20 protein-coding genes and 3 tRNA genes are annotated in these 21730 nt (G+C 54.3%); 1 reads left to right on the top strand and 22 read right to left on the bottom strand.

The features are described from left to right. Positions 1–31 precede the first annotated feature (31 nt). Positions 32–1498, top strand: coding sequence for an AlkA N-terminal domain-containing protein (locus tag PO881_RS05835; RefSeq protein ID WP_280172879.1), 1467 nt, complete (start codon positions 32–34; stop codon positions 1496–1498). Between the two features lie 424 nt (positions 1499–1922). On the opposite strand, the gene PO881_RS05830 is transcribed toward PO881_RS05835, so the two are convergent. The 22 genes from PO881_RS05830 to sdhC form a co-directional block, all read right to left on the bottom strand. Further along, positions 1923–1998: transfer RNA gene (locus PO881_RS05830), tRNA-Lys, on the bottom strand. Positions 1999–2025: 27 nt separating this feature from the next. Then, positions 2026–2101, bottom strand: a tRNA-Lys gene (locus tag PO881_RS05825). 53 nt (positions 2102–2154) lie between these two features. Beyond that, a tRNA-Lys gene (locus tag PO881_RS05820) sits at positions 2155–2230 on the bottom strand. Between the two features lie 166 nt (positions 2231–2396). After that, positions 2397–3191 carry a cell division protein CpoB gene (gene cpoB, locus PO881_RS05815; RefSeq protein WP_101763206.1) on the bottom strand — a complete coding sequence of 265 codons (795 nt, stop codon included), beginning with the start codon at positions 3189–3191 and terminating at the stop codon, positions 2397–2399. A 9-nt stretch (positions 3192–3200) separates the two neighbouring features. Continuing rightward, complete coding sequence (gene pal / locus PO881_RS05810; protein ID WP_101763207.1) at positions 3201–3719, bottom strand: peptidoglycan-associated lipoprotein Pal; 519 nt, start codon at positions 3717–3719, stop codon at positions 3201–3203. A gap of 64 nt (positions 3720–3783) precedes the next feature. Then, on the bottom strand, positions 3784–5079 hold the full coding sequence (gene tolB / locus PO881_RS05805; RefSeq protein ID WP_101763208.1) for a Tol-Pal system beta propeller repeat protein TolB: 1296 nt from the start codon (positions 5077–5079) through the stop codon (positions 3784–3786). A 116-nt stretch (positions 5080–5195) separates the two neighbouring features. Next, the gene (gene tolA, locus PO881_RS05800) at positions 5196–6473 is read right to left on the bottom strand and encodes a cell envelope integrity protein TolA (RefSeq protein WP_280172585.1); all 1278 of its coding nucleotides are present in this window, start codon (positions 6471–6473) and stop codon (positions 5196–5198) included. 26 nt (positions 6474–6499) lie between these two features. Next, a complete protein-coding gene (gene tolR / locus PO881_RS05795; RefSeq protein WP_008107389.1) occupies positions 6500–6928 on the bottom strand; it encodes a colicin uptake protein TolR in 429 nt (142 codons plus the stop codon). A 13-nt stretch (positions 6929–6941) separates the two neighbouring features. Continuing rightward, complete coding sequence (tolQ, locus tag PO881_RS05790) at positions 6942–7628, bottom strand: Tol-Pal system protein TolQ (protein WP_101763210.1); 687 nt, start codon at positions 7626–7628, stop codon at positions 6942–6944. Further along, positions 7625–8029: a tol-pal system-associated acyl-CoA thioesterase gene (gene ybgC, locus PO881_RS05785; protein WP_008107385.1), complete on the bottom strand. Its 405-nt coding sequence runs from the start codon at positions 8027–8029 to the stop codon at positions 7625–7627. The genes tolQ and ybgC overlap by 4 nt, the downstream gene beginning before the upstream one ends. Positions 8030–8227: 198 nt before the next feature. After that, positions 8228–8521 carry a cyd operon protein YbgE gene (gene ybgE / locus PO881_RS05780; protein ID WP_101763211.1) on the bottom strand — a complete coding sequence of 98 codons (294 nt, stop codon included), beginning with the start codon at positions 8519–8521 and terminating at the stop codon, positions 8228–8230. After that, complete coding sequence (cydX, locus tag PO881_RS05775; RefSeq protein ID WP_007890642.1) at positions 8521–8634, bottom strand: cytochrome bd-I oxidase subunit CydX; 114 nt, start codon at positions 8632–8634, stop codon at positions 8521–8523. Before cydX ends, ybgE begins: the two co-directional genes overlap by 1 nt. Positions 8635–8649: 15 nt before the next feature. Beyond that, positions 8650–9789, bottom strand: coding sequence for a cytochrome d ubiquinol oxidase subunit II (gene cydB / locus PO881_RS05770; protein ID WP_101763212.1), 1140 nt, complete (start codon positions 9787–9789; stop codon positions 8650–8652). 11 nt (positions 9790–9800) lie between these two features. Further along, entirely contained in the window at positions 9801–11372 is a 1572-nt protein-coding gene (cydA, locus tag PO881_RS05765) for a cytochrome ubiquinol oxidase subunit I (protein WP_101763213.1), read from the bottom strand. Between the two features lie 664 nt (positions 11373–12036). Then, on the bottom strand, positions 12037–12912 hold the full coding sequence (gene sucD / locus PO881_RS05760; protein WP_101763214.1) for a succinate--CoA ligase subunit alpha: 876 nt from the start codon (positions 12910–12912) through the stop codon (positions 12037–12039). After that, on the bottom strand, positions 12912–14078 hold the full coding sequence (gene sucC / locus PO881_RS05755; RefSeq protein ID WP_007890646.1) for an ADP-forming succinate--CoA ligase subunit beta: 1167 nt from the start codon (positions 14076–14078) through the stop codon (positions 12912–12914). Before sucC ends, sucD begins: the two co-directional genes overlap by 1 nt. A gap of 60 nt (positions 14079–14138) precedes the next feature. Continuing rightward, positions 14139–15365 (bottom strand): 2-oxoglutarate dehydrogenase complex dihydrolipoyllysine-residue succinyltransferase, encoded by a 1227-nt coding sequence (odhB, locus tag PO881_RS05750; protein WP_101763215.1) that lies wholly within the window; start codon positions 15363–15365, stop codon positions 14139–14141. A 15-nt stretch (positions 15366–15380) separates the two neighbouring features. Beyond that, complete coding sequence (gene sucA / locus PO881_RS05745) at positions 15381–18188, bottom strand: 2-oxoglutarate dehydrogenase E1 component (RefSeq protein ID WP_280172584.1); 2808 nt, start codon at positions 18186–18188, stop codon at positions 15381–15383. Between the two features lie 207 nt (positions 18189–18395). Next, positions 18396–19112, bottom strand: a complete 717-nt coding sequence (locus tag PO881_RS05740) for a succinate dehydrogenase iron-sulfur subunit (RefSeq protein ID WP_007890649.1) — start codon at positions 19110–19112, stop codon at positions 18396–18398. A gap of 14 nt (positions 19113–19126) precedes the next feature. After that, complete coding sequence (gene sdhA, locus PO881_RS05735; RefSeq protein WP_280172583.1) at positions 19127–20893, bottom strand: succinate dehydrogenase flavoprotein subunit; 1767 nt, start codon at positions 20891–20893, stop codon at positions 19127–19129. Further along, the gene (sdhD, locus tag PO881_RS05730; protein ID WP_049850912.1) at positions 20894–21241 is read right to left on the bottom strand and encodes a succinate dehydrogenase membrane anchor subunit; all 348 of its coding nucleotides are present in this window, start codon (positions 21239–21241) and stop codon (positions 20894–20896) included. Next, complete coding sequence (gene sdhC, locus PO881_RS05725) at positions 21235–21666, bottom strand: succinate dehydrogenase cytochrome b556 subunit (RefSeq protein ID WP_168197448.1); 432 nt, start codon at positions 21664–21666, stop codon at positions 21235–21237. The genes sdhD and sdhC overlap by 7 nt, the downstream gene beginning before the upstream one ends. Positions 21667–21730 lie beyond the last annotated feature (64 nt).

Here is a 21730-nt window from a genome sequence, read left to right as displayed (position 1 = left end):
CGACCATGCCGTTTATTTGCCGGAGACGATGATGTTTGATGCTGAAATTGCGTACCAGGCGCTGACGTCGCGCGATAGCCGCTTCGACGGGCTGTTTTTTGTTGGCGTGACATCCACCGGCATCTATTGCCGCCCCATTTGTCCGGTGAAAGCGCCGATGCAGAAGAACTGCCTGTTTTTTAGCAGCGCAGAGGCCGCCGAGAAAGCGCACTTCCGCCCGTGTTTACGCTGCCGTCCGGAACTGGCGCCCGGCTCTGCGCCGGTGGATAGCCATCACCGCATTGCCGATCGTTTAATTCGCCGCATCGAAGAGGGCTTGCTGGAAGAGCAGGAGACGCTGGCAGACATCGCTGGCGAGTTTGACCTCAGTGAACGTCAATTGCGTCGCGTGGTGCAGCAGGAGCTCGGCGTATCGCCTTTAGAGCTGCGTCAGACACGTCGTATGCTGCTAGCCAAGCAACTTCTGACAGAAACCTCTTTGCCGGTCACGGAAATTGCTTACGCCAGCGGCTTCCGCAGTTTGAGGCGCTTTAACGATGTGTTCCAGGCGCGCTATCGCATGACGCCCTCCCGCCTGCGCAAGCAGAATCAACCCGACGCCGTGAAAACCACGCAGGAGAGCGCCGAACTGCGCCTGAGTTATCGGCCGCCTTACGATTGGGATGCGATGCTCGATTTCCTGCAACAGCGCGTGATGAAGGAAGTGGAATGGGTGAACGAGGGCATGTATCACCGCACCGTGGCGCTGGGCAACTGTCGCGGCTGGGTGCGCGTGAGCCATGTTGCGGGTAAACAGTCGCTGAAGGTGCAATTCACAACGTCGCTGACGCCAGTGCTGCCCGCTTTGCTGCGTCGGCTACGCGATCTATTTGATTTGGATGCGCAGCCACAGCACATAGCTGAGCATCTAAGCCACGATCCGCTTTTAGCCGAGAGCTTATCGCGCTTTCCCGGCTTACGCGTTCCTGGTGCGTTTGACGGCTTTGAGTTGGGTGTGCGCGCGATACTCGGGCAGCAGGTTACCGTGAAAGCCGCAACCACGCTAAGCAGCCGAATGGCACAGCGCTTTGGTGAGCCGCTGGTGACGCCGTGGTCAGAACTTTCGCGTTTGCCGCCAAATGCGGAGTCGCTGGCGGCGGCGAGCATCGATGATATTGCCAGCCTGGGAATCGTCAGTGCGCGTTCACATGCCATTCAGGCGTTGGCGCAGGCCTGCGCTTCTGGCGCATTACGCTTTAACGGTGCGGTGAATCCGGACGTGGTTCAGCAGCAGTTACTGGCGCTGAAAGGCATAGGGCCGTGGACGGCAAGTTATATCGCCATGCGCGCGCTGCGTTGGCCTGATGCGTTTCCCAAAGAGGATATTGCGATTCGTAATAATCTCGGCGGCGTGAGTGCCAAAGTGGCGGAGCAGATATCGCAGGTTTGGCGGCCGTGGCGCAGCTATGCGGTGCTGCATATCTGGAAAAGTCTGACGCCAGTTAAGAAATCCAAATAGTGCGTTTCAGGCGGAAATAAGGGGCGGTTGCGTAAAGTCGCCGTGGATACATCCCTGTAGGCTCTGCCGGCGCATCCATGCGCCGGAAGCTTTACTCCACCGCCCCTTATCCCCGCCTTCATGCAAATATGTGCACTTATTTAGAAGCGACTCTTGAGCCTGATCGCTCTAAAAGGTGGGAGCAGGAGGAGCGAAGCGTCCGAGCCATGGACAAAAACGCCGGGAGCGTTTTTGCACAACGCGAAGCGTTGCCCGCTTGCGGGCGAGCCTCATGGATGAGGCGAGTACTTGCGAGGCCGATCCACAGGGATGTGAGGTTTCTTCGCGATCCGCCCCGCCTTATCTGGCCGGTGCACCATCTCAAAGCAAATCCACCTAGCGTAGAAAAGCAAAAAGGCGCCTTTAGGGCGCCTTTCTACATAACTGGTGGGTCGTGCAGGATTCGAACCTGCGACCAATTGATTAAAAGTCAACTGCTCTACCAACTGAGCTAACGACCCGCTGTGGGGCTTACAACCTTTACTTGATGGTGGGTCGTGCAGGATTCGAACCTGCGACCAATTGATTAAAAGTCAACTGCTCTACCAACTGAGCTAACGACCCATCAAGGTTGTGAAGCTTACTGAAGAAATCATCTCTCTTATAACGGGTTGAGATGGTGGGTCGTGCAGGATTCGAACCTGCGACCAATTGATTAAAAGTCAACTGCTCTACCAACTGAGCTAACGACCCATCTTCAGTGCTGCCGATACTTGTTAAGATATGTCCCGGCAACGGCGGCATATATTACTGATTTAGCGGGAGGGCGCAACCCTTATTTTCCACTAAATGTCTCAATTGCTTACCTTTCATGCTGTAAGACCAGAAATCACACGAAATCCGGTCTTTTAGGCACAAATTACAACCCAGCAAGACGTTTTTGCGCCTGCTTAGCAGAATCACTATTTGGGAATTGTTTGATCACTTGCTGGAAGACAGCCTTGGCTTTCGCCGTGTCGTTCTTCTCTTGCATGATCACACCAACCTTAAACAGCGCTTCCGGGGCTTTTGGCGATTTCGCGTAATTTTTTACCACAGTGGCAAAATAATAAGCCGAATCGTCTTTTTTACCCTTGTTGTAATACAGCTGACCCAGCCAGTAATTGGCATTCGGCTGATAGGTAGAATCAGGATATTTCTTCACCCAAGCCTGCAGGGCAGTAATCGCCTGATCGTACTGCTTCTTCTCCAGAATCAGCGCAACCGCAGCATTGTAGTCCGTGTTGGCATCGCCGGTTTGCGCTGGCGCGGCCGAACTGGCGCTGCTACCGCTATCCGCAGAAGCCGCAGCGCCCGCTGCAGCGGCATCAGCACCACCGCTCGCCTGCGCACCATTACTGCCGGAGCTAAGGCTGTCGATTTGCTGATAGAGCTGCTTCTGGCGCTCAATCACCTGATTAAGCTGATAGCTGTTTTGCTGGATTTGCCCGCGCAGCGAATCGATATCGCTTTGGTTGTCGCTCATCTGCTGCTGCAATTGCTGCAAAAGCTGAGCCTGGGCATTAGAGATACGTTCAAGAGTGGTGACACGGTCTTCGACCGAGCCTGAGCCAACGCTACTGATTGACGCCTGGGCATTAGCGGCCCCCAAAGGAGCCGCTAAACCAACCAGTAACGACAGACTCAACAGATGAAGTCTGAAGTTACTCATCATGATATTTTCTTAGTAAACCAGTACGGCACGACGGTTTTTAGCGTAAGCCGCTTCGTCATGACCCAGTACAGCTGGTTTTTCTTTACCGTAAGAAACGATAGACATCTGGTCAGCAGAAACGCCTTTGCCTTGCAGATACATCTTAACGGCGCTTGCACGACGTTCGCCCAGAGCGATGTTGTATTCTGGGGTACCGCGCTCATCCGCGTGACCTTCGATGGTCACTTTGTATGACGGGTTGCCACGCAGGAATGCAGCGTGCTGATCCAGCATCTGAGCGTAGTCAGAAGCCACGTCATACTTGTCCAGACCGAAGTAAACGATGTTGTTCTGCTGCAGCTGCTGCATCTGCAGGCGCGCTTGCTCATCAGAAGACATGTTACCGCCGTTCTGACCAGCACCGTAAGCACCGTCGTTAGCGCCCATGCCAGTCTGATCGTTGTTGTTGTTTTTGTGTGAGCTACATGCAGCTACTGCGATAACCGGCAGAGCCAGCATCAAACCCTTCAGCACTTTGTTCAGTTGCATTTCTTTATCCTATTATTTTGTTTGCCATACATTTTAATCCCCCGCCGTGCAGGGGACCTATGCATCACAGATACGGCGACCAGGCAGGGAATTTGACCTGTCCATCAGTTGCCGGAAGACGCGCTTTGAAACGCCCGTCGGTTGAAACCAATTGCAACACGGAACCCATCCCCTGAGTAGAGCTATAGATTACCATTGTGCCGTTTGGCGCCAGACTCGGCGTTTCATCCAGGAACGTGTCCGTTATTGTTTGAACGGCTCCCGTTACCAGATCCTGTTTGGCGACGTGCTGAGCGCCACCGGCGCTGCTGATCATCACCATAGTTTTACCGTCGGTTGACACATCCGCATCCTGGTTTTGCGCACCTTCCCAGGTAATACGTTGTGGCGCACCGCCGTTGATACCAACTTTATAAATCTGGGGCGCACCGGCCTGATCCGAGGTGTAAGCCAGTGTCTGGCTGTCCGGGAACCACGTTGGTTCAGTGCTGTTGTAGCGACCATCAGTCACCTGGCGCGTCTGACCAGAAGCCAGATCCATCACATACAGGTTCAGGCTACCGGTTTTCGACAGCGCGAAGGCCAGTTTAGAACCGTCAGGTGAGAAGGCTGGCGCACCGTTATGACGCGGATAAGAAGCCACCTGACGGATTGCACCGTTAGACAGCGTCTGAACCACCAGCGCAGATTTGCCGCTTTCGAAGGTCACGTAAGCCACTTTGCTGCCATCTGGCGACCAGGCCGGAGACATCAATGGCTGCGGTGAACGGTGAACCACAAACTGGTTGTAGCCATCGTAATCCGACACGCGCAACTCATACGGGAACTGACCGCCATTGGTCTGTACCACATAGGCAATGCGGGTACGGAATGCGCCTTTGATGCCGGTCAGCTTTTCGAACACTTCGTCACTGGCGGTGTGCGCTGCGTAACGCAGCCACTGCTTAGTCACTTTATAAGAGTTCTGCGCCAGCACGGTGCCTGGCGCGCCACCGGTGTCCACCAGCTGATAGGCAACTTGATAGCTGCCGTCAGCGTTAGGCGTTACCTGACCAACCACAACCGCATCAATACCCAATGCGCTCCATGCGGCAGGTTGAACTTCCTGCGCGCTGGCTGGCTGTTGTGGCAGACGAGAACGATCGAGCGGATTGAATTTACCGCTGTTACGTAAGTCAGCAGAAACGATCCCGCCGATGTCTTCTGGTGCCGCGCCTGGGCCAGCCCATTGGAACGGAACCACACCAATAGGACGTGCGGTGTTAACGCCCTGCGTAATTTCAATACGGACTTCTGCATGAAGCATTGCTGCCCACAGCAGTACAAAAAAACCTAAGGTTACACGAAGTGCCTGCTTCATTTTTTCTCCCTTACCTGAACCAGAGGTTCATGATAATTCGCACAGTTCCTGAAAAACACGAGTACTCATAGAGTATGGCAAGCTATCCTTAGTTCAACCTGCCGTACGTTACTGCATTATTCTGGTTTGAAACGCATCGGTGCGTTTTTAAACACTTCATACACCGCCTGCGAAGGCGGCTTCGGAATCCGCGCCTGCTTCGCAGCAGCAATTGCCGCCTGACACAAGGCGGGGTCGCCACCTTCCGATTTAACGTCAATCAGCAAACCATCCGGTGCCAGTTTAATACGCAGGTTACACTCTTTACCTTTGTACAAATCTGCATCGTAGAAACGGCTCTGAATCGCCCCGACCACTTGCCCCAGATAATTATTGATATCTGCGCCTGACGCGCCCGCTTTCTTCTGATTGCCCTGCCCTGCAGCGCCACCCGATGCGGTGCCGCTTTTCGGTGCATTCTTACCAGAAGACAAACCACCTAACAGGTCATCAACCGCATTTTCGTTCTTCGCAGCTTCAGCGGCGGCTTTTTTAGCATCCGCAGCCGCTTTCGCTTTTGCATCCGCTTTGGCCTTAGCAGCCGCATCGGCCTTGGCTTTCGCCTCGGCGGCAGCCTTCTCTTTGGCTTCTGCTGCGGCTTTTTCCTTCGCCTCAGCAGCCGCTTGCTCTTTAGCCTCTTTGGCTTCCTGAGCCGCTTTCGCCTTGGCATCGGCAGCAGCCTGCGCTTTGGCTTCAGCATCCGCTTTGGCTTTCGATTCTGCGGCAGCTTTTGCCTGCTGCGCCGCTTTCTCTTTCGCTGCTTCAGCGGCAGCGGCTTTCGCCTGCTCTTCTGCTTTCTTCTTCGCGTCAGCTGCGGCTTGCTTGGCTTCTTCTAGCGCTTTGGCTTTGGCGTCAGCCGCTGCTTTTGCCTGCGCATCGGCTTCCGCTTTGGCATCAGCCTTAGCTTTTGCTGCGGCGGCTTCGGCAGTTTTCTGCTGTTCCTGGGCTTGCTTAGCGGCGGCTTCAGCCGCTTTCTGCTGCTCGGCCTGCTGCTTCGCCTGCTCTTTGGCTTCCTGCTGGGCCTGCAAGCGCTCTTTTTCCATCTCTTTCAGGCGCTGCTGCTCAGCAGCTTGTTTCTGCTGTAACTCTTCGGCCTGCTGCTGCGACTGCTTCTGACGCTGCTGCTCGGCGCGCTGACTGTCTCGTTGCTGATTCTGCTGGCGGTTATACTGCTCAACCACGGCGCCGGAATCGACCATCACTGCGTCAATATCACTGCCACCGCCACCGCCGCTGGATTCGATTTTTTCGTTAAACGAGCTCCAAATCAATAGGGCGATCAGCACGATGTGCAGAATCACCGAAACGATTATCGCGCGCTTTAACTTGTCGTTCTGCTCGGTTGCCTTCGACACACTCGGTTCCCAAAAAACGGTTCGCTTTAAATCGGCTGCGTCATCAAACCGACAGATTTCACGCCTGCCTGATGTAACAGGTTCAGCGCCTTGATGATTTCGTCGTAAGGGACGTCTTTCGCACCGCCGATCAGGAAGACCGTTTTCGGATTGGCTTCAATCCGGCGCTGCGCTTCGCTCACCACCTGCTCCGGCGGCAACTGCGTCATACGATCGTGATCCACCACCAGGCTGTACTGGCCAACACCAGACACTTCAACAATCACCGGTGGATTATCATCAGTTGAGACGGTTTTTGAATCTGTCGCATCCGGCAGATCCACTTCCACGCTCTGGGTAATAATCGGCGCGGTTGCCATAAAGATGAGCAGCAACACCAACAGCACGTCCAGCAGTGGAACAATGTTGATTTCCGACTTAAGGTCGCGTTTACCGCGACCACGGGTTCTGGCCATCGTAAACCTCGACTTACTTCGTGTTGTCGGTGGAGAAAGCCTGACGATGCAGGATAGCCGTGAACTCTTCCATGAAGTTGTCGTAGCCCTGTTCCAGCTTGTTAACGCGCTGGTTCAGACGGTTGTACGCCATAACGGCAGGAATGGCCGCAAACAGACCGATTGCGGTCGCGATCAACGCTTCGGCAATACCCGGTGCAACCATCTGCAGCGTGGCCTGTTTTACCGCACCGAGGGCGATAAAGGCGTGCATGATCCCCCACACCGTACCAAACAGACCGATATACGGACTGATGGAGCCAACGGTGCCAAGGAAAGGAATGTGAGTTTCCAGCGTTTCCAGTTCACGATTGAAGGAGATACGCATCGCACGGCTCGCGCCCTCAACAACCGCTTCAGGCGCATGGTTGTTAGCACGATGCAAACGCGCAAACTCTTTGAAACCCGAATAGAAAATTTGCTCAGATCCGCTCAGTTCATCGCGGCGTCCCTGGCTTTCCTGATACAGGCGTGACAGCTCGATACCCGACCAGAACTTATCTTCAAACGCTTCGGCTTCGCGCCCCGCCGCATTCAAAATGCGCGTACGCTGAATAATGATCGCCCATGAGGCAATAGAAAAGCCGATCAAAATCAACATGATAAGTTTGACCAGAAGGCTCGCCTTCAGGAACAAATCAAGAACATTCATGTCAGTCACTGCTTGAACTCCGCGACAATAGACTTGGGAAGCGCAATTGGCTTCATTAGATGTGGGTTGATGCAGGCAATCAGGACTTCTGCTTCATTTAGCACTTTGCCTTCTGCATTCACGATACGCTGCGAGAACGTCATCGTTGCACGCGTCATTGAGGTCACTTCTGTTTGAATTTCCAAAAGATCGTCCAGACGTGCAGCCGCAACAAAATCGATCGTCATGCGTCGTACCACAAAAGCCACCTGCTCTTCCAACAGGACCTGCTGATTGAAATGGTGCTGGCGCAACATTTCGGTACGTGCTCGTTCATAGAAAGCAAGATAACTGGCGTGGTAAACCACACCACCGGCATCGGTGTCTTCGTAATAGACACGAACCGGCCAGCGAAACAGCGTTGTACTCACTCTACATCCCGGTCTCATTTTAAACGTTGCTACTATACGCAAGAGAGATCAGCTTGGGAATGGTCCGCTGACGCCGCGAGAAAATAATTATCACAGGTTAACAACTGGAAGGATTTATAGGATGTTTCTTGACCGGACGCTGACAAAACCTCACGTCAGCGTCTGAAATTGCGGCGTTTTTAAGTCCTGAGCCTGGACTTAATAGTAGAACCAGAAAATTCCTGCCACTAAAACTATCATCGCGGGCAACGGCGAGAAGAGCGCTTGCCAGCGCAGGCGCTGCGGGCGAAATCCGGTGCCGTGTATCACGCCGGTACAAACGGCCCATATCAGCAGCATTCCGTGCCATATCGCTAAATCACTGGTGCGCGCGGCAAAGCGTGAAGGCTGCCAAATGACACAGCCCGCCAGCCACAACGCGAGGATTAGCGAAAGGGCCCGAAGCGGGCCCTTGTCCATCAGACGATAAAGCGTCTGAATCAGTGTGCGCATCAGACTTGCTCGTCCTTCGCGCTGCTCTCTTCAACGTGCTCCAGCGCCAGCGCCGTAATCACACCGAACGCACAGGCCAGCAAGGTGCCAAGAATCCAGGCAAAATACCACATGCTCAATCTCCTTAATCAGTAAAGGGAGTGCGTATTGCTCTCAATGTGTTCTTTGGTGATACGGCCAAACATCTTGTAATAACACCAGGCGGTGTACGCCAGGATAATCGGTACAAAGATGATGGCGGCGATGGTCATCACTTTCAGCGTCAGCAGGCTAGACGTGGCATCCCACATGGTCAGGCTGATGCCCGGCACGGTGCTGGATGGCATGATGAAGGGGAACATCGCAATCCCGGCCGTCATAATCACGCAAGCCAAAGTTAATGAAGACGAGATAAACGCCAGAGCGCCCTTCTCGATACGCGAGCAGAGAATGGTCAGCAGCGGCAACACCACGCCCAACAGCGGGAACAGCCACAGTACTGGCATCTGATCGAAGTTCACCATCCACGCACCGGCTTCACGCACCACATCTTTACCCAACGGGTTGGATGCCGCGTGATGATCGATAACGCTTTTCAGCACATAACCGTCGATGCCGTATTTCACCCACACACCCGCGAGAATGAAGCACACCATCATTACCAGCGCCGAGATTTGCGCGGTGCTGCGGCTGCGGACGTGTAACTCACCGGCAGTACGCATCTGCAGATAGGTTGCGCCTTGCGTCAGGATCATCGCCACACTCACCACACCCGCCAGCAAGCCAAAAGGATTCAGCAGCTGGAAGAAATTGCCGGTATAGAAGAGACGCAGATATTCGTCAGCGTGGAACGGCACCCCTTGCAGCAGGTTGCCGAACGCCACACCAATCACCAGCGGCGGAACAAAGCTGCCGATGAAAATGCCCCAATCCCACATGCCGCGCCAGCGCATATCTTCAATCTTTGAACGGTAATCAAATCCAACCGGACGGAAGAACAGTGAAGCCAGCACCAGAATCATCGCCACGTAGAAGCCGGAGAACGCGGCGGCATATACCATTGGCCAGGCGGCAAACAGCGCGCCACCGGCGGTGATCAGCCAAACCTGGTTTCCGTCCCAATGCGGCGCAATGGTATTAATCATGATGCGACGTTCGGTATCAGTACGACCCAGAATGCGCGTCAGCATACCAACGCCCATATCAAAGCCATCGGTGACTGCGAAACCGATCAGCAACACGCCAATCAGCAGCCACCAGACAAAGCGCAATACTTCGTAATCAAACATGGTCGCTCTCCTTATCCACGCGCCGGCTGAGATGATGTCTTCAGCGTTTCATGATGATAGCGGCCGGTTTTCAGGCTGCTTGGACCGAGGCGCGCGAACTTGAACATCAGGTACATTTCCGCCACAAGGAACAAGGTGTAGAGACCGCAAATCAGCGTCATTGAGAACAGCAGATCGCCAACGGTCAATGAGGAGTTAGCGACCGCGGTTGGCAGCACCTCACCAATTGCCCACGGCTGGCGACCATACTCGGCAACGAACCAACCCGCTTCAATCGCAATCCACGGTAACGGAATGCCGTACAACGCGGCTTTCAGTAACCAGCGAGACTTACCGATACGGTTACGAATCACGCTCCAGAAGGAGAGCGCAATAATGCCCAGCATCAGCACACCGCCCAGCACCATGATGCGGAAGGCGAAGTACAGTGGCGCAACGCGTGGGATCGAATCCTGTGTCGCTTTCTGAATCTGCTCTTCGCTGGCGTTAGCCACATCCGGCGTATAGCGCTTCAGCAGCAGGCCATAACCGAGATCCTGTTTGCTGGCTTCAAACTGGCTGCGCACCTCAGGATCTTTACTGCCACCACGCAGTTCGTTCAGCAGCGCGTAGGCTTTCATGCCGTTACGAATACGCACTTCATGTTGTGCCAGCAGTTCTTTCAAACCGGTGACCGGCGTATCCACTGAACGCGTGGCGATCAGGCCGAGCAGATACGGAATCTGAATCGCATATTTGTTCTCCTGCGTCTCCTGATCCGGAATACCAAACAGCGTAAATGCAGCCGGAGCCGGTTGGGTTTCCCATTCCGCTTCAATTGCCGCCAGTTTGGTTTTCTGCACGTCACCGATTTCATAACCGGATTCGTCACCCAGTACGATCACTGACAGAATCGCCGCCATACCGAAACTGGCTGCGATGGCGAAAGAGCGTTTAGCGAAAGCAATGTCGCGCCCTTTCAGCAGATACCATGCGCTAATACCAAGGATGAACATCGCGCCCGTGGTGTAACCGGCGGCCACGGTATGGACAAACTTCACCTGCGCAACCGGGTTCAGCACCAGCTCGGAGAAACTCAACATCTCCATACGCATGGTTTCGAAATTGAATTCCGATGCAATGGGGTTTTGCATCCAGCCGTTCGCCACCAGAATCCACAGCGCGGACATGTTCGAACCGAGCGCCACCAGCCAGGTCACCGCAAGGTGTTGCACCTTACCGAGGCGATCCCAGCCGAAGAAGAACAGGCCAACAAAGGTGGATTCGAGGAAGAACGCCATTAAACCTTCGATGGCGAGCGGCGCACCGAAGATATCGCCGACATAGTGTGAATAATATGACCAGTTGGTACCGAACTGGAATTCCATGGTCAGGCCGGTAGCCACGCCGAGTGCAAAGTTAATACCAAACAACTTGCCCCAGAACTTGGTCATATCTTTATAAATTTGTTTCCCCGTCAGGACATATACCGTTTCCATGATCGCCAATAAAAACGCCATACCCAGCGTTAATGGCACGAACAGGAAATGGTACATCGCCGTCAGGGCAAACTGTAAACGCGACAGCTCGACAATATCTAACATGATGACTCCTTGCTCCTCGCATGAACTTCCCCTGCGGATGACAACGGCAAACAACAGACATTGACGCGCAGAACAAGATTCAGGAACGACTGATTATTGATTCCAGTTTTGTTACTGATAGAACAGAGAAAGCTGTTGCCCGAAGAGAGCGAGTAACAGTGATAAAATTCCCTTAAAAACCGATCTTTTCAGTCAATTTAAAGCAGGAGTAACACGAGGAGGCGGCAGAATTGATATAACAACGCCTGGCACAAACTCCTGATAAATTATGACGAAGACTGAATTGATGCAGCGCAATTTATACCGGTTAGTCGGCCTTTTGCTAGCGGTAAAGTTTCCTATAAGTCGCCAATTATTGATCTAGATTAAGACAATAAATTTCCAGATATGTAGTGTTACAGTGGTTGTTAATTAGATGTCACAACATCATCATATTATTAAGAATATAATTACCTTTTCCGCAATTATTTAACCTCATTTAGGAAAGTCGCACGCCAATTGCTTGACAAAAATCCAGCGCCTTTTCCCTTCTTTACCTTGATGACAGAGTAAGCATAGCCGCAATTTTTTGAAGCCGTTGCGCTTTTTTCCCTCCCTTTCAGGCGGGTTATTACCAAAAAAAAAGCCACCCGAAGGTGGCTTTTCATTGTCAGTGTGTATTGGCTTATTTGATTGGTAAAACCGCTTTAACCGCGTCACCAATGTCTGCCAGACTGCGTACGGTTTTCACACCGGCCGCTTCCAGTGCAGCAAATTTCTCATCAGCGGTACCTTTACCACCGGCAATGATGGCGCCTGCGTGGCCCATACGTTTGCCTTTCGGTGCAGTCACACCGGCGATGTAGCCGACAACCGGCTTGGTCACGTGGGCTTTGATGTAAGCTGCTGCTTCTTCTTCCGCGCTACCACCGATCTCACCGATCATCACGATCGCTTCGGTCTGTGGATCTTCCTGGAACAATTTCAGGATGTCGATGAAGTTAGAGCCTGGAATCGGATCACCACCGATACCTACGCAGGTTGACTGGCCGTAGCCGATGTCAGTGGTCTGCTTAACGGCTTCATAAGTCAGCGTACCTGAACGCGATACGATACCTACGCGGCCTGGCTGGTGAATGTGGCCTGGCATGATACCGATCTTACATTCGCCAGGCGTGATCACGCCTGGGCAGTTCGGGCCGATCATGCGCACGCCAGCTTCATCCAGCTTCACTTTCACGGTCAGCATATCCAGCGTTGGGATACCTTCGGTGATGGTGATGATCAGTTTAATGCCCGCATCGATCGCTTCCAGAATACCGTCTTTGCAGAACGGCGCTGGAACGTAGATCACGGTGGCGGTTGCGCCAGTGGCTTCTACTGCTTCACGTACGGTGTTGAACACCGGCAGGCCGAGATGCGTGGTGCCGCCTTTGCCTGGCGTTACACCGCCAACCAGCTGCGTACCGTAAGCCAGCGCCTGCTCAGAGTGGAACGTCCCTTGACCACCGGTGAAACCCTGGCAAATGACTTTGGTGTTTTTGTCGATCAAAATGGACATTATTTACCCTCCGCTGCAGCTACAACACGCTGTGCAGCGTCTGTCAGGCTGGTTGCTGCAATGATGTTCAGACCGCTGTCCGCCAATTTCTTAGCGCCCAGCTCGGCGTTGTTACCTTCCAGACGTACCACAACTGGCACGTTGACACCCACTTCTGCCACGGCACCGATGATGCCGTCTGCGATCAGATCGCAACGCACAATGCCGCCGAAGATGTTAACGAACACAGCTTTCACTGCATCGTCAGACAGGATGATTTTGAAGGCTTCGGTGACGCGCTCTTTGGTTGCGCCGCCGCCAACGTCCAGGAAGTTTGCTGGCTCACCACCGTGGTGTTTCACGATGTCCATGGTGCCCATCGCCAGACCGGCGCCGTTCACCATACAGCCGATGTTGCCATCCAGCGCAACGTAGTTCAGTTCCCACTGCGTTGCGTGGGCTTCACGTGGATCTTCCTGGCTCGGATCGCGCATTTCACGCAGTTCCGGCTGACGGAACAGTGCGTTACCGTCCGCGCCCAGTTTGCCGTCGAGGCAGATCAGATCGCCCTGCTTAGTGATCACCAGCGGGTTGATCTCTACCATCGCCAGATCGCGCTCAAGGAACATGGTCGCCAGGCCCATGAAGATTTTGGTGAACTGGCTAACTTGCTTGCCGGTCAGGCCGAGTTTGAACGCCAACTCGCGGCCCTGATACGGCTGTGGACCCGCTAATGGATCGAGCGCCATCTTGTGGATCAAGTGTGGCGTTTCTTCTGCCACTTTCTCAATCTCAACACCGCCTTCTGTCGAAGCCATGAAGATGACACGACGGGTAGCACGGTCAACAACCGCACCCAGATACAGCTCCTGATCGATATCCGTCGCGGCTTCAACCAGAATCTGGTTTACCGGCTGACCGTGCGCATCAGTTTGATAGGTCACCAGACGTTTGCCCAGCCAGTGTTCAGCAAAAGCACGAATGTCTTCTTTGCTGTTCACCACTTTCACGCCGCCCGCTTTACCGCGGCCACCGGCATGAACCTGACATTTCACTACCCACGGACCTGCGCCAATTTTAGACGCGGCTTCTTCAGCTTCACGTGGCGTGGTGCAGGCGTAGCCTGTCGGTGCTGGCATGCCATAGCGTGCAAACAGCTGCTTCGCCTGGTATTCATGTAAATTCATGATGTTCTATCCATTCAGGTATGAGTTTGGGCGCGCCTTCACACCGCGCGCCCGGCGAAATTAGACGTCCAGCAGCAGGCGAGCTGGATCTTCCAGCATCTCTTTCACCGCCACCAGATAGCCAACGGATTCACGACCATCAATCAAACGGTGATCGTAAGAGAGCGCCAGATACATCATTGGCAGAATCACAACCTGACCATTAACCGCCATTGGGCGATCTTTGATGGCGTGCATGCCGAGAATCGCGCTCTGCGGCGGGTTGATGATTGGCGTAGACATAAGCGAACCAAACACACCACCGTTGGTGATGGTGAAGTTACCGCCGGTCAGCTCTTCAACCGTCAACTTGCCGTCACGGCCTTTCACCGCCAGCTCTTTAATTTTCTTCTCAATGTCGGCCATGCTCAGTGCATCAACATCTTTCAGCACCGGCGTAACCAGACCACGCGGGGTAGAAACCGCAATGCTCACATCGAAATAGTTGTGGTAAACCACATCTTCGCCATCAATAGACGCGTTCACTTCCGGGAAGCGTTTCAGCGCTTCCACTACCGCTTTGATGTAGAAGGACATGAAGCCCAGACGCACGCCGTGACGTTTCTCGAACGCGTCGCCGTACTGCTTGCGCAGATCCATGATTGGCTTCATGTTGATTTCGTTGAACGTGGTCAACATCGCGGTGCTGTTTTTCGCTTCCAGCAGACGCTCGGCAACACGCTTACGCAGACGCGTCATCGGTACGCGTTTTTCGCTGCGGTTAGCCACAGCGGCCTGCGGTGCAGCAGCGGCTGGCGCTGCAGCCGGTGCAGCTTTGCCACCGTCAGCTTTCTTCGCCAGATGTTTTTCCACATCTTCTCGCGTCAGACGGCCACCAACGCCGGTGCCTTTGATCTGGCTGGCATCGAGGTTGTTTTCAGCAATCAGGCGGCGTACCGCTGGGCTGAGCGCATCGTTGCTCTCTTCTTCCAGCGAAGCGGTCTGGCGCTGTGCCGGTGTAGATTCGTTACTTTCCGCTTTGGCCGCAGTCTCTTTCCCGCCGCTGTTGCCCTCTTTCAGACGGCCCAGAATCTGACGAGAAGTGACGGTAGCGCCTTCCTCTTCCAGCACGGCTTCCAGGATGCCATCCGCTGAAGCAGGCACTTCCAGAACCACTTTGTCAGTTTCAATCTCTACCAGTACTTCATCGCGGCTCACAGAGTCGCCAGGTTTTTTGTGCCAGGTTGCAACCGTTGCGTCCGCTACGGATTCAGGCAAATCGGGAACGAGAATTTCTACGCTACTCATTTTCTTTCCTTTTTATTAACCAAGGTTCAGCGCGTCATTAACCAGGTCTTGCTGCTGTTTTTGATGTACGGACATGTAGCCCACGGCCGGTGAAGCAGAAGCCGGACGGCCTGCATAACGCAGTGACGCACCAAATGGAACCACTTCGCGGAAATGATGCTGACTGCAATACCATGCGCCCTGATTCAGCGGCTCTTCCTGACACCACACGAAATCCTGCACATGAGCATAGTTTTTCAATACGTCCTGCACGACTTTGTGCGGGAACGGATAGAGTTGTTCGATACGCACGATGGCCACGTCGGTCTGCTCGTTTTTACGACGCTGCTCCAGCAGATCGTAATAAACCTTGCCCGAACACAGCACCACGCGTTTTACCTGTTGTGGATCGAGATCGTCGATTTCACCAATCGCTGGCTGGAAGCTGCCTGTGGCCAACTCTTCCATGCTGGAAATCGCCAGCGGATGGCGCAGCAGTGATTTCGGTGACATGACGATCAGCGGACGGCGCATACCGCGCAGCGCCTGACGACGCAGCATGTGGTAAACCTGCGCTGGCGTAGAAGGCACGCACACCTGCATGTTCTGTTCAGCACAGAGTTGCAGATAACGCTCCAGACGCGCTGAGGAGTGCTCAGGACCCTGGCCTTCATAACCGTGCGGTAGCAACATGACCAGGCCACACATACGGCCCCATTTCTGTTCGCCGGAGCTGATGAACTGGTCGATCACGACCTGCGCGCCATTGGCGAAATCGCCGAACTGCGCTTCCCAGATGGTCAGCACGCGCGGTTCTGCGGTGGCATAACCGTATTCGAAAGCCAGTACCGCTTCTTCAGACAGCACGGAATCCCACACTTTGAACTGACCCTGGCCGTTATGGACATGGTGCAGCGGCGTGTAGGTTGAGCCGTTGGTCTGGTTGTGGATTACCGCATGACGGTGGAAGAAGGTCCCGCGACCGGTATCTTCACCGGAAAGACGCACCGGAATCCCCTCGTCAACCAGCGTGGCATAGGCGAGGTTTTCTGCACCGCCCCAGTCGAACGCTTTGTTGCCTTCGGCCATCTCTTTGCGATCGTTGTAGATCTTGGCAACGCGAGACTGCACTTCTACCGATTCCGGTACGCTGCTGATGCGGCGCGCCAGTTCCTGCAGGCGTTTCAGTTCCACGGTCGCCGGGTAGCTTTCGTCCCACTCGTGGTTCAGATACGGCGACCAGGTGAATGAGTGCAGGCTCATCGGACGCCACTCTGGCACCACGCATTCGCCTTCATCCAGCGCGTCGCGATAGAGATTGACCATCTCGGTGGCATCTTCGCTGGTCGCTACGCCTTCGCTTTCCAGCTGATCGGCATAGAGTTTACGCGGCGTCGGATGCTTTTTGATTTTCTGGTACATCAACGGCTGCGTGGCACTTGGCTCGTCGGCTTCGTTGTGGCCGTGACGGCGATAGCACACCAGGTCGATGAAGACATCACGTTTAAAGGTGTTGCGATAATCCAGCGCCAGGCGAGTCACAAAGGCTACGGCTTCCGGATCGTCCGCGTTAACGTGGAAAATCGGTGCCAGCACCATCTTGCCGATATCCGTACAGTACGGCGTAGAGCGCGCATCTTTCGGGTTGGAGGTGGTGAAACCAACCTGGTTGTTGATCACAATGCGAACGGTACCGCCCACTTCGTAGCCACGCGCCTGCGACATGTTCAGGGTTTCCTGCACCACGCCCTGACCAATAACAGCGGCATCACCGTGAATGGTGATTGGCAGAACTTTGTTGCTGCTTGGCTCAGCCAAACGATCTAAACGCGCACGCACCGACCCCATCACTACCGGGCTTACGATTTCCAGATGCGACGGGTTGAACGCCAGCGCCAGGTGCACTAAGCCGCCTTCGGTTTCCACGTCAGACGAGAAGCCCATGTGGTACTTCACGTCGCCGGTGCCGAGGTGTTCTTTGTGCTTGCCGGAGAATTCGTCGAACAGATCCTGCGGCTTCTTACCTAATACGTTGATCAGTACGTTGAGACGACCGCGGTGCGCCATACCCAGCACCACTTCGCGCGTACCGCTCTTGCCCGCGTGACGAATCATCTCGCGCAGCATGGGCACCAGTGCATCGCCGCCTTCCAGCGAGAAGCGCTTCGCACCCGGGAATTTTGCACCCAGATATTTTTCCAGGCCTTCTGCCGCGGTCAGCTCTTTCAGGAAACCTTTTTTCTCGTCACTGCTGAAAGACGCGTGGCCCACCACCGATTCCAGACGCTGCTGAATCCAGCGCTTCTCGTCGGTGTTGTTGATGTGCATGTACTCAGCACCAATCGAGCCACAGTAAGTCTGCTGCAGCGCCGCAAACAGATCGGCCAGCTTCATGGTCTCTTTGCCGATAGCAAAAGAGCCTACGTTAAAGCTTTCCTGAAAATCGGCGTCGGTCAGATCGTGATAAGCCGGATCGAGGTCGGCTACCGTGTCCTGTTTCCACAGGCCAAGCGGATCGAGGTTTGCATGCTGATGGCCGCGGAAGCGGAACGCATTAATCAGCTGCAGCACTTTTACCTGTTTGGAGTTGGTTGCCGGATCGGTCACGGTTGATGTGTAACGCGTAGCGTCTTTAGCCAGGCGGCGGAAGTAGTCACGCGTGGTGGAGTGAAATTGCTCAGGTTTCACGCCAGTGCCCGGCAGCTGCTGGAACAGCTCGCGCCACATGTCATCAACTGAGTCAGGATCGGTCAGGAAATCCTCATAGAGCTGCTCTATGTAAGATTGGTTCGCGCCGGCCAGCCAGGAGGAGTCCAGCCAGGGTTTCATCGCGCTGTTCTGCATTGTGATCCCTTAAGCATTAATCTGCTTTTTATGAGGTTTCATTTTTTACCGCTTACGCGGCTTGCCGTAGTGAGTTCAGCGATACGAACCTGTGCGCTACCGGCGCCTGGCTCGTAAGGGAACCTTTATAAGCGTGGTCAGCACCGCGCTTATAGAGGCTTCCGTAAACATCCGGGAACTCAGGTTCCCGGAGAGTGACTTTTTCTGTTACGCCCCGCGTTGCAGCAGCATCGACTTAATATGGCCGATGGCGCGCGTTGGGTTTAGGCCTTTCGGGCACACGCTCACACAGTTCATGATGCTGTGACAGCGGAAAACACTGAAAGCATCGTTGAGATTGTCGAGACGCGCATTGGTTTCCGTGTCGCGGCTGTCGATCAGGAAACGGTAAGCGGCCAGCAGGCCAGCCGGACCGACAAACTTGTCCGGATTCCACCAGAACGACGGGCACGACGTTGAGCAACAGGCGCAGAGAATACACTCATACAAACCGTCCAGATGCTCACGCTCGGCTGGGCTCTGTAAATGCTCGCGCGCCGGTGGATTTTCCCCATTATTCAACAGGAAAGGCTTAATCTTCTCATACTGTGCATAGAATTGTCCCATGTCTACCACGAGGTCGCGGATCACCGGCAAACCTGGCAGTGGACGGATAACAATTTTCTTCGAACCGTTGCCCAGCGCAGAGATCGGCGTGATACACGCCAGACCATTTTTACCGTTCATGTTCAGACCATCTGAACCGCACACGCCTTCACGGCAAGAGCGACGGAAAGCCAGCGTAGGGTCTTTCTCTTTCAGACGGATCAGCGCATCCAACAGCATCATGTCGCGACCATCTTCCGACTCCAGGGTGTACTCCTGCATGCGCGGCTTGGCATCGACTTCCGGGTTGTAACGATAGATTGAAAATTCGAGTCTCATGATGATCTCCGCAATTAGTAGGTACGCGCTTTCGGCGGGAAGGCCGCACGCAGTTTCGGTTGCATGTTCACCTCACGGCGCGTCATGCTTTCCGTCTGCGGAACATAGAGACTGTGGCACAGCCAGTTTTCATCATCGCGGTCCGGGAAGTCGAAGCGGCTATGTGCACCACGGCTTTCGGTACGGAAGTTGGCGGCAACAGCGGTGGCGTAAGCGGTTTCCATCAGGTTATCCAGCTCAAGGCACTCGATACGTTGGGTGTTGAAGTCTGGCGAACGGTCATCAAGACGCGCCGATTTCAGACGCTCACGAATCACTTTCAGCTCTTCCAGACCTTCACGCATCGCATCGCCATCGCGGAACACCGAGAAATTGTTCTGCATGCAGCGCTGCAGCGCTTTACGGATTTCGACAGGATCTTCACCGGTGGTGTTATTTTCCCAGCGGTTGAAGCGCGCCATCGCTGCATCGATATTTTCCGGCGTGGCTTCACGCAGTTCGCCCTGCTCTTCAATACACTCCAGCAGATGCACACCGGCTGCGCGACCGAACACCACCAAATCGAGCAGCGAGTTGCCGCCGAGGCGGTTAGCGCCATGAACCGATACGCAGGCGATTTCACCGACGGCGAACAGACCCGGAATCACCTCATCCTGGCCTTGCTCATTCACACGCAGCGCCTGGCCGGTCACTTTGGTCGGCACGCCGCCCATCATGTAGTGGCAGGTCGGGATCACCGGAATCGGTTCTTTAATTGGGTCGACGTGGGCAAAGGTACGCGACAGCTCAAGGATGCCCGGCAGACGCGACTCCAGCACTTCGGCACCGAGATGGTCGAGTTTCAGTTTAATGTGCGGACCCCAGGGGCCATCGCAACCGCGACCTTCACGGATTTCCACCATCATCGAACGCGCAACCACATCACGACCCGCCAGATCTTTGGCGTTCGGCGCATAACGTTCCATAAAGCGTTCACCGTGCTTATTCAGCAGGTAACCACCTTCACCACGGCAACCTTCAGTAACCAGCACGCCCGCACCGGCAATACCGGTTGGGTGGAACTGCCACATTTCCATATCCTGCACCGGCACGCCGGCGCGCAGCGCCATGCCAACGCCATCACCGGTGTTGATGTGAGCATTAGTGGTGGACTGGTAAATACGGCCCGCGCCGCCGGTCGCCAGAATAGTTGCCTTGGCTTTGAAATAGACGGTTTCGCCGGTTTCCATGCAGATAGCCGTAGAGCCGACAATCGCGCCGTCTTCGTTTTTCACCAGATCCAGCGCATACCATTCGGAGAAGATGGTGGTTTTGTTTTTCAGGTTCTGCTGATACAGCGTATGCAGCAAGGCGTGGCCGGTACGGTCGGCCGCAGCTGCGGTACGCGCCGCCTGCTCACCGCCGAAATTCTTCGACTGACCACCAAACGGACGCTGATACACCCGGCCATCATCAAGACGGGAGAACGGCAATCCCATGTGTTCCAGTTCCAGAATCGCTTCCGGACCGACATGACACATATATTCGATCGCGTCCTGGTCGCCGATAAAGTCGGAACCTTTGACGGTGTCGTACATGTGCCATTCCCAGTTATCGTCATGGGTGTTACCCAGCGCAACGGTAATACCGCCCTGCGCCGATACGGTATGGGAACGGGTTGGGAATACTTTGGATAACAGGGCACAAGTCTGGCCCGATTGGGAGATTTGCAGAGCGGCGCGCATTCCTGCGCCACCCGCGCCGATCACCACGGCATCAAATTCTCTGACTGGCAAACTCATTTACACACCCCACACAACAACGGTTCCATAAATCGCATATGACAACAGCGCAACCACAATCACAAACTGCAGCAACAAACGGGTTGCAACAGGTTTCACGTAGTCAGTCAGCACCTGCCACATTCCAATCCAGCCGTGGATCAGAATCGAGAACAGCGTCAACATGGTGAACACTTTCGTGAAGGCGGACGAGAAGAAGCCATGCCAGACGTCATACGTCAGCGTGCCTGTCATCACGACAAAACCGAGGATGTAGAGAATATAGAGCGTAATTAAGATTGCAGCAGCACGCAGTAACAGCCAGTCATGGATACCGTTGCGTCCTAATGCAGAAGCATTGCTTACCATACGAGGACTCCAGCCAAAATTGAGAGCACGACAGTGATAACAAAAGCCGCTTGCGCGGAACGGGTTCCCACCTGCAGGGTTTCTGCTGTTACGCCAAAATCAGCCAACATATGGCGAATACCGCTCACAGCGTGATACGCCAGCGCAGTTAAAATGCCCCACATGATGAATTTGGCGAAGAAGCTATCCATGATGGACGCCGCTTGCTGGAAACCTTCTGGAGAGGAGAGAGAGAGACCCAGTAACCAGAGCAGAATTCCGAGAGCGACAAAGGTGATCACGCCGGAGACGCGGTGGAGAATGGACGATATTGCAGTAACGGGAAACCGGATCGTCGAGAGATCCAAGTTAACAGGTCTTTGTTTTTTCACGGTTTTGCCCACACAGCTCTTTTTTATTTTGCTTCCTCCGGTCCTGAGTTGCATCAGAGACACAGCGTGTGTTCAGACTGCAACCGCCACCAAAATAGCAACATCCAGTGTTAAATAA

Source organism: Pantoea sp. SS70, from assembly GCF_029866845.1.
GTDB lineage: Bacteria > Pseudomonadota > Gammaproteobacteria > Enterobacterales > Enterobacteriaceae > Pantoea > Pantoea leporis.
This window is presented reverse-complemented; position numbering and strand designations above follow the sequence as displayed.

Coding starts and splice junctions, on each gene's coding strand:
- PO881_RS05835 (WP_280172879.1), top strand. CDS start 32: ATGTTTGATGCTGAAATTGCGTACCAGGCGCTGACGTCGCGCGATAGC.
- cpoB (WP_101763206.1), bottom strand. CDS start 3,191: ATGATGAGTAACTTCAGACTTCATCTGTTGAGTCTGTCGTTACTGGTT.
- pal (WP_101763207.1), bottom strand. CDS start 3,719: ATGCAACTGAACAAAGTGCTGAAGGGTTTGATGCTGGCTCTGCCGGTT.
- tolB (WP_101763208.1), bottom strand. CDS start 5,079: ATGAAGCAGGCACTTCGTGTAACCTTAGGTTTTTTTGTACTGCTGTGG.
- tolR (WP_008107389.1), bottom strand. CDS start 6,928: ATGGCCAGAACCCGTGGTCGCGGTAAACGCGACCTTAAGTCGGAAATC.
- ybgE (WP_101763211.1), bottom strand. CDS start 8,521: ATGCGCACACTGATTCAGACGCTTTATCGTCTGATGGACAAGGGCCCG.
- cydX (WP_007890642.1), bottom strand. CDS start 8,634: ATGTGGTATTTTGCCTGGATTCTTGGCACCTTGCTGGCCTGTGCGTTC.
- cydB (WP_101763212.1), bottom strand. CDS start 9,789: ATGTTTGATTACGAAGTATTGCGCTTTGTCTGGTGGCTGCTGATTGGC.
- cydA (WP_101763213.1), bottom strand. CDS start 11,372: ATGTTAGATATTGTCGAGCTGTCGCGTTTACAGTTTGCCCTGACGGCG.
- sucD (WP_101763214.1), bottom strand. CDS start 12,912: ATGTCCATTTTGATCGACAAAAACACCAAAGTCATTTGCCAGGGTTTC.
- sucC (WP_007890646.1), bottom strand. CDS start 14,078: ATGAATTTACATGAATACCAGGCGAAGCAGCTGTTTGCACGCTATGGC.
- odhB (WP_101763215.1), bottom strand. CDS start 15,365: ATGAGTAGCGTAGAAATTCTCGTTCCCGATTTGCCTGAATCCGTAGCG.
- sucA (WP_280172584.1), bottom strand. CDS start 18,188: ATGCAGAACAGCGCGATGAAACCCTGGCTGGACTCCTCCTGGCTGGCC.
- PO881_RS05740 (WP_007890649.1), bottom strand. CDS start 19,112: ATGAGACTCGAATTTTCAATCTATCGTTACAACCCGGAAGTCGATGCC.
- sdhA (WP_280172583.1), bottom strand. CDS start 20,893: ATGAGTTTGCCAGTCAGAGAATTTGATGCCGTGGTGATCGGCGCGGGT.
- sdhD (WP_049850912.1), bottom strand. CDS start 21,241: ATGGTAAGCAATGCTTCTGCATTAGGACGCAACGGTATCCATGACTGG.
- sdhC (WP_168197448.1), bottom strand. CDS start 21,666: ATGCAACTCAGGACCGGAGGAAGCAAAATAAAAAAGAGCTGTGTGGGC.